The sequence below is a fragment of the Mycobacterium sp. shizuoka-1 genome (genome assembly GCF_002723835.1).
In the GTDB taxonomy this organism is placed as follows: Bacteria; Actinomycetota; Actinomycetes; order Mycobacteriales; family Mycobacteriaceae; genus Mycobacterium.
Map to the genome: position 1 here is coordinate 1 of NZ_BEWG01000029.1, position 7,646 is coordinate 7,646.

Annotated in this window: 6 protein-coding genes and 3 pseudogenes; 6 read left to right on the forward strand and 3 right to left on the reverse strand. The window is 64.0% G+C overall.

Annotated features, from left to right (window positions below; translation table 11 throughout):
* Positions 1-126: 126 nt before the first annotated feature.
* Together MSZK_RS10080 and MSZK_RS10085 are read right to left on the reverse strand one after the other, a co-directional pair.
* Complete coding sequence (locus MSZK_RS10080) at positions 127-1,047, reverse strand: M56 family metallopeptidase (RefSeq protein ID WP_011767912.1); 921 nt, start codon at positions 1,045-1,047, stop codon at positions 127-129.
* Entirely contained in the window at positions 1,044-1,409 is a 366-nt protein-coding gene (locus tag MSZK_RS10085) for a BlaI/MecI/CopY family transcriptional regulator (protein ID WP_011767911.1), read from the reverse strand. The genes MSZK_RS10080 and MSZK_RS10085 overlap by 4 nt, the downstream gene beginning before the upstream one ends.
* A 380-nt stretch (positions 1,410-1,789) precedes the next feature.
* Between MSZK_RS10085 and ripA the strand changes: the two genes are divergently transcribed.
* Positions 1,790-3,199, forward strand: a complete 1,410-nt coding sequence (gene ripA / locus MSZK_RS10090; RefSeq protein WP_011767910.1) for an NlpC/P60 family peptidoglycan endopeptidase RipA — start codon at positions 1,790-1,792, stop codon at positions 3,197-3,199.
* Between the two features lie 360 nt (positions 3,200-3,559).
* A pseudogene (locus MSZK_RS10095) lies at positions 3,560-3,787 on the forward strand (response regulator transcription factor); the annotation flags it as partial.
* A 388-nt stretch (positions 3,788-4,175) separates the two neighbouring features.
* Here MSZK_RS10095 and MSZK_RS33555 read toward each other — a convergent pair.
* Positions 4,176-4,303: pseudogene (locus tag MSZK_RS33555) on the reverse strand (endopeptidase); the annotation flags it as partial.
* Between the two features lie 286 nt (positions 4,304-4,589).
* Here MSZK_RS33555 and MSZK_RS10115 point away from each other — a divergent pair.
* The 4 genes and pseudogenes from MSZK_RS10115 to MSZK_RS10135 all read left to right on the forward strand — a co-directional run.
* Positions 4,590-5,519: pseudogene (locus tag MSZK_RS10115) on the forward strand (L,D-transpeptidase family protein).
* Positions 5,520-6,056: 537 nt separating this feature from the next.
* Positions 6,057-6,284, forward strand: coding sequence for a DUF2933 domain-containing protein (locus tag MSZK_RS10125; protein ID WP_011767907.1), 228 nt, complete (start codon positions 6,057-6,059; stop codon positions 6,282-6,284).
* Positions 6,285-6,320: 36 nt separating this feature from the next.
* Positions 6,321-7,082 carry an isoprenylcysteine carboxylmethyltransferase family protein gene (locus tag MSZK_RS10130; RefSeq protein WP_011767906.1) on the forward strand — a complete coding sequence of 254 codons (762 nt, stop codon included), beginning with the start codon at positions 6,321-6,323 and terminating at the stop codon, positions 7,080-7,082.
* Positions 7,079-7,646, forward strand: a 568-nt coding sequence (locus MSZK_RS10135) for an ATP-binding cassette domain-containing protein (protein WP_233211212.1), incomplete at its 3' end; no start/stop codon positions are given. The genes MSZK_RS10130 and MSZK_RS10135, both read left to right, overlap by 4 nt.

Here is a 7,646-nt window from a genome sequence, read left to right on the forward strand (position 1 = left end):
ACCTTCGACATTCAGATCATCCTCGGGAAGGTGCGCCCTTTCCTACGCCGCCTCGCCGAGGCTCATCCACAGGTTCTGATCATTGCTCCATTGGCCGACCCGAACCCGGATCAGAGCTAGGGGCACCTAGTGGTGGCAGAGCACCTGGATGAATGCCGGTGTGGCGAGCATCGTGGCGATGGCGGCAACCAGGAGAGCGCGATGACGCCACTGCACGTGCCGACGCGTCGGGGTGACTAGTCGCTCGGCGCGGGTGATGATCGCCATTGCCGCCGCGGCCAGACCTTCGGCCACCGGAGGTCGGTGACCGGCCAGCGCGAGCAACCCCGCCAGTAGAGGACGAGTGCCGACGCGACGAGCGGCGGTATCGTCGGCGCACATCTCCAGCAGTTCCGCCACAGCCTGATGTGCGCAGGCGAACAAGGGCAGGTGGGGAAGGGTGGCGGCGAGGGCACGCAGCACCATGAGAATGTGGTGATGATGCCCTGTTAGGTGAGCATTCTCGTGGGCCAGAACCGCTTTCAGTTGCGCTCGGTTCAACGATTTCACGGCCGCCGAGGTGACGACGATGGCATGGGGGCGGCCGATGACACAGTAAGCGGCGGGAAGGTCCGCCTCGACGACAACGACGTGGGGATGGTCGGTGGGCCGACCGACGATCCGCGCGGCGTGTGCGTGCTCGTGGCTTCGGGTGCGCAGTCCGGCCAGGCAGCGACCCAGTCGCAGCGCCACGACCGCCGAGGTCAGCAGCCCCCCGCCGATGAGCGCAATAGAGCCGAGGCGTCCCGCCAGCGGGGTGTGATCGGAGAACCCAAACAGTTCCAGGCAGAGGGTCACGACCGAGCCGTCGAGGATGCTGTTTGACGTCGCGTTGACCACCAGCACCACTGCCGCCAGCCATGCCGCAAGCACGGCGGCAACCGTGGCCAGCCAGGCGGCCACACCCATGGACGGGCTGACCCCGCCACCAGTAAGGCGCCGCAGTACCGGTGGAGCAAGCCACGCCAGCACTGCGCCGTAGAGCACCAGCCACAGCGCCGTCGTCATGATCGCCGCCCCTTACGCAGCGCCGCCTTCAGTTGGGCTGATTGCTCTGTACTCATCTGCTCGACAAAAAATGCCAGCACAGTGTTGGTGTCGCCGCCGGAGTCGAAGGCAGCTTTCATCAGCCGCGCCGACCGCTCTTCACGACTCATCGCCGCCCGGTACACATAGGCCTTGCCGTTGCGCTGCCGTTTTAGCCACCGCTTGCGATACAGGTTGTCCATGGTCGACAGCACCGTGGTGTACGCGATTGGCCGCTGCTCAGACAGGTCCTCGAACACGTCGCGTACGGTGACCGGCTCCTGGTGATACCACACCCAGTCCATGACCACCGCTTCGAGATCGCCGAATCCTCGCTGTTCCATCCGCCGCAACTCCTGCTCGCTCTAACGAGGTGGCCGATTCGCACAGGGCGGCACCCTGCAGCCTCCTAATGTAGCCGCCAACAGACCAGATGTCGGGGACCTCGCCGTGGCTGCGCAACCGATTTCGCCCCGGCGTGCGTCATCGAATCGGATCCAAGGCACCGGCACCTCGGGCCAACAGCAGATCCTGCCGGCCGGTCAGGTGTTACCGAGTTGAGACTGTGACAGGCGTTTCTCCTGATGCTCCAGTGATGTACGTTCCAAATACGTACTATGCCACTACGTACTTACAGCGGTAGTAGGCCGTCAGACATGACACGTCGGCGCACTGCCCCGTCCGACTCGCGGCCACCCGGCAGCCGCCCCACTCAGGAGAATTGATGCGGCGCCTCACTTCACTTCTCATCGCCGGGGTACTTGCGTCAATGCTGGTGCTGCACACCTCGGGCGTCGCAACGGCCGGCCACGGAAGCGAACCTGATGGTGACAGCGAAACGGTCGCAGGACTTGTCGCCGCCGTCGCCGAGGTCAACCAGCACGTCGCCGATATCGGCGCGGACATCCAACACAAGCAGGAGAGCGTCAATCGGGCCCTGGTTGAGCTTGCCACCGCCCGCGAGGCGGTCTCCGAGGCGCACCGCAGACTCGCCGACAGCGAGAAAGCACTCGCCGACAGCCAAACCGCCATCGACGCGACGCAGCAGCGTTTCGACGAGTTCGCCGCCTCGACCTATATGAACGGTCCCTCGCGCTCACTGCCGCTGGCAAGCAGCCCTGAAGACATCCTCTCGGCAGCCTCGACGCAGCAGACCTATCTCCTTGCCTTCGGCAGGGTCAAAGACGATCTTCGCCGAAGCCAGACTGAACGCGCCAACCGACTCTCAGCCGCCAAGCAGGCCCGGCTGGACGCCGACGCCGCAGCGGCCGAGGCGCAACGACGGCAGGACGGTGCAGTCGCGGAACTCGTTGCCGCGCAACGCGCATTCACCAATCAGCAGTCCGACCTCACCCGGTTGGCCGCCGAACGCGACTCCGCACAAACCCGACTCACTACTGCCCGACCGGTAGCAGCCACCACGCGCCAGCCCACGGCCGCACAACCCGGTACCCCGGTGCCGCCGAGCGGCCAATGGGACCGCTCCAGCCCGGCACCGGCGGACAGCTCGGGCACCGGCCAGTGGGACACCACGCTGCCGATGGTGCCCAGCGCCAATGTGGCCGGCGACCCCATAGCCATCATCAACGCCGTCCTCAAAATCATGGCGACCTCGCTGCAACTCACCGCCGACATGGGCCGAAACTTCCTCACCAAACTGGGCATCCTCTCCCCCGCGACCGCTGCTGCAGATCCCGGCATCACCAATGGACGCATCCCCCGCCTGTACGGCCGCCAGGCCTCGGAGTTCGTGATCCGACGAGCCATGTCACAACTCGGCGTTCCCTACTCATGGGGCGGTGGCAACGCCAACGGGCCCGCTCGGGGAATCGATCAAGGAGCCAACACCGTCGGCTTCGACTGCTCCGGCCTCATGCTCTACGCCTTCGCTGGAGTCGGCATCAAACTCGACCACTACTCCGGATCCCAGTACAACGCCGGCCGCAAAGTACCGTCATCGCAGATGCAGCGCGGCGATCTCATCTTCTACGGCCCCAACGCCAGCCAGCACGAAGCCATGTACCTCGGCGACGGCATGATGCTCGAAGCCCCCTACACCGGGTCAGTGGTCAAAATCTCCCCCGTACGCAGCTCCGGCATGACGCCCTACGTCACGCGCTTGATCGAATACTGACACCCCGCGCGAGCGCTACGTTGGCCGCGTTGCTGACCAGTCACTCCGCCCCGACTTGGCCGCTGCGAACAGGCTCCTCTATTGCCTCACGCCGCTGCCTGCGGCGCGGCCGGCCAGAAGCGTGGAACAGGGCCGTCGCGCCGGCGGCTCACATCACGACAATGACGGCGCACAGGATCAGCCACGTTTGCCACCCGAGACTGTTCGGGCAGACGTCCATCAGCAAGCGCATATCAGGCCCTCCTCCACAGTGAGCGTCTCCCAGCCGAAGGACGCAATCGGCATGAGTCTCGTAAAGATCTGCTGAAGATCGCGCCGCTTCGTGCGGTCTGCGCCGCCGCGGCTGCTTCAGCGGGCACCATGCGGGATATGGATAACCACCCGGGTACACCGCCTGAGCAGGCGAAGGGATACCGCGCCCTGGTCGTCGACGACGAACTTCCCCTGGCCGAAGTGGTGGCCAGCTACCTGGAACGCGAGCAGTTCGAGGCGGTCGTGGCCGGCAACGGCGTCGACGCGATCGCCGTCGCGCGCGACCTCGATCCCGATGTCGTCATCCTGGACATCGGTCTGCCCGGCATCGATGGTCACATCAGCGTCGTTGTGGACCGCGTCGCTGCTCGCAGCGCTCGGCGATGACTGAGAGTCTGTTGTCGCATTCGAACAGGCAGTGATGAACAGGGCCGACGCTGCCAACGCCGCAAACCCAGTTCCACATCGCTTGTGCTGCATCGCGCATCCTTCTTATACAACTTCGTGACACCAGGCCACGCGGCAAGCGCTCTCGCAGCCTCGGTCCAGCCTCAAGATTCCGAGTATGGGTCGGTTCGTGTCCCGATGAAGACTTGATGAAGAAGCCTCACTGTCCTGTCGGTACGCGCAGCCCTGCCCAGGGCGTCATACCAGCGTCGCGCCGTTGCCCTGTGCCGCCCATCTACTATTGCACTACGTAGATAGTCCGCGACCGGAAGGTTTCTAAGTCGATCTGTGCGGTGTGCATAGCCTCAGTGGTCTGCTCGGCTGGCGGGACAGCTCATTCATGCGGGCCAGTGCGTCCGATGCCGGATCGGCGTTGACGTCGCTGACGACCGCGACACACAGCAAGGTCGCAACAGCGACCGCACCAGCGAACGGGAGATCCGCCGGATCGGTTCAAGGATCACGACGTCGGATGTCCTTTCGTTGCGCAGGAACCAAGTACGGTCTCGATACGTAGATCACAGTTAGGGTTACGGACGTACGTGGCGGTTGTCCACACGGAGCCACTGCCGCACCGCACGGTAAGCGAAATCGGTCAACCTACTGCCAACGTACGTAGGTAGTAGATCTGAAAGTACTCGTCGTGCTTCTTGGGTTGCACGGCGGAAGAATCTAGGCGAGGAGACCGGTTATGGAGCGGCGGCTAGTGCGCAAGCTGGGACTGATGTTGGCCGCGACTGGCCTCGCCGGCGCACTAATGCTGAGCACCGGCTCCGCCGCGGCGGAGCCGCCCCTTCCCGGACCGCCGGCGCCGATCGATCCGATGGCAATGCCGGGATCCCCGCCAGAACCGTTCGTCCTCTCCCCCGATTCGATCCAGGGTCCGCTAAGTGATCCTTCACGGCCGGCGCCCCCGGCTGGGCTTGTTCGCGCCGCCGACGTTCAATCCCGTCAATGGCGCGATGGTCGGTGTGGCCAAGCCGATCATCATCAACTTTTAACGGCCGATCGCCGACCGCGCGCTGGCCGAGCAAGCCGTTCACATCTCCTCCAACCCGCCCGTGCCCGGGAAGTTCTACACGATGAATGACACCCAGCTTCGGTGGCGGCCCATCGACTTCTGGCCCGCCAACACAACGGTGAACATCGATGCCAGCGGGACCAAGTCGAGCTTCCGGACCGGCGATGCGCTCGTCGCAACCATCGATGACAGCACTCACCAGATGGAGATCATGCGCAACGGCAAGCTGGAGAAGACTTTTCCCGTCTCTCTCGGTAAGAAGGGTTACGAAACCCCGAACGGCACCTACTACGTGTTGGAGAAGTTCGCGTATATCGTCATGGACTCCTCGACGTACGGCGTCCCCATCGATTCGGCTGAAGGCTACAAGCTGAAGGTGCAGACGCAGTTCGCATCGACAACAGCGGCATATTCGTTCACAGCGCGCCCTGGTCAGTCAACGATCAAGGCAAGCGCAATGTCAGCCACGGGTGCCCCAATTTGAGTCCAGCCAACGCTCAATGGTTCTATGACAACTTCGGCAGTGGAGACCCGGTCGTCGTCAAGAACTCCATCGGCACCTACAACCAAAACGACGGCGCCCAAGACTGGCAGATCTAACGAAGGCACTCCCAGTAGGTGGTGCGACAGTCAGCAAGGCGCCTTTTTGCCCCCATCACGTACACCTGACGAAGTTCTCGACGTACCAGTCCACCGGGCCGCGGTTGACTCACTACTGGTCGTGGTTGTGATCAACGCCCGTTTCGTGGTGAAGCGACTCAGGCGAAGGAGCCTCGACAGGCGCCGGTGTCGCTGGCGTGCCGGCTGACTCGACGACCGGCTACGTAGCGGGTGGCGCCGCACGACCGTGATCGTCCGCGTGTCCGATCGTGGTGATCGGGTTTCACACCGCCGGCTCGTGATGACCGTGCCGCAGACCGGATGCGACGCCTACCGCCGATGCCAGCACCGACGCCGACGCCGACGCCGACGCCGACGCCGACGCCGACGCCGACGAGAACGATCGCGTTGGCCGCCATAGGGCCTCTGGGCGAATCAGACAGGGACTTTCGTCGTACCTATCACCTACGTAGTTCCATGGGCATCGCCAGGGTAGAAGCGCATGCTTGAGGGCGGCCCGAACGGAAGGACCTCGAGATGAAAACACAGTACCTACCCTGGTACGCCTTGGCCTTGGCCGCCGCTTTCGTAACTGCGCTGGCCATCGGTGTTCCGCTGTCGACGTCGGCGCTGCTGCTCTTTGCGCTGGCATGCCCATTGATGATGATGTTCATGATGGGCGGAATGGGCGGCGGGCACGGTAACAACACTAAGCATGACCGGTCCGATACGCCGGAGCACCGCGACTCTGCGGGACGGTCATAAACCTCCACGTCCATCACCGATCAGGAGGTCTTGGCGATGGCAGATGCAGCCTACGGATTATGGCCGCTGGTGATCGTGAACACGTTGTTGTTCATGGCTTTTGGGCTGAGCTTCTTTCGTCCGAGAACGCATCGAGATTGGCGGGCGATGGGCGGCTACACCGCGTTCTTGGTGGCGTTGTTCACCGAGATGTACGGCGTCCCGTTGACCGTGTACCTGCTCGGCGGCTGGCTGGGATCGCGCTTCCCGCTCCTACGTGACACCCACGCCGGCGGGCACCTGTGGAACGACCTCATCGGCTGGACCGGCGACCCGCACCTGAGCCCCTTTCATCTGGCCAGCTACGCGGCGATCGGTGGCGGTTTCTGGCTGATCGCGGTCGCCTGGCGACACTTGCATGCGGCCGCCCAAGCCGATCGACTCGCCACAACCGGCCCGTATGCCTGGGTACGTCACCCGCAATACGACGGCTTCCTACTAGTCATGCTCGGCTTCTTGCTGCAGTGGCCGACGATTCCCACACTGATGATGTTCCCAGTGCTGGTTTACGTCTACGCGCGGCTGGCGCGCAGCGAAGAACGCGACGCGGCGGACCAATTCGGCCCCGCATGGAACGCGTACGCGGCACGCACTCCGGCATTCGTGCCGCACTTGCGATCTCGTCCCCAAACCGTGCCGGAAACCGCTCACTCCGGTGACAGCCGCACCGCCTGGCATCGCCCGACACCGCCGCCCCTGCCCACCGGCGCCTCGCCACCGCCCAGCACCGACGGCTCCCACGGAGGAGGTCGGTCATGAATCACACCACTGGGACCGACGCCATAACGAAGCTGCCGGTGGTCGAGGCCGCCGCCGCGGTGTTAACGGCCGGCGGTATCGAGAAGTCGTTTCGCCGCGGCACCTGGCCGATCTCGCACCACCGGCAGGTGCTGCGCGGCGTCGATCTGACGCTGCAGCCTGGCGAAGTGGTCGGTCTTGTTGGGGAGAACGGCTCAGGCAAGTCAACAATCATGAAGATCTTGGTTGGCGAGCTTGCCCCAGACGCGGGCACGGTGGTCCGCTCCGGCGTGCTGGGCTATTGCCCGCAGCAGCCGGTGGTGTATGAACGCCTGACCTGTGATGAGCACATTGAGCTGTTCGCGCGCGCCTACCGTATGACGCATGAGGGCGAACGGCGCGCGCGCCGAGATCTTTACGAGGCGTTGGGATTTGAACGATACGCCGGCACACGGGCGGATCGGTTGTCGGGCGGCACGCTGGCCAAGCTCAACCTGACATTGGCGATGCTGGCCGACCCGCAAGTGCTGCTGCTGGATGAGCCCTATGCCGGCTTCGATTGGGACACCTATCTGAAGTTCTGGG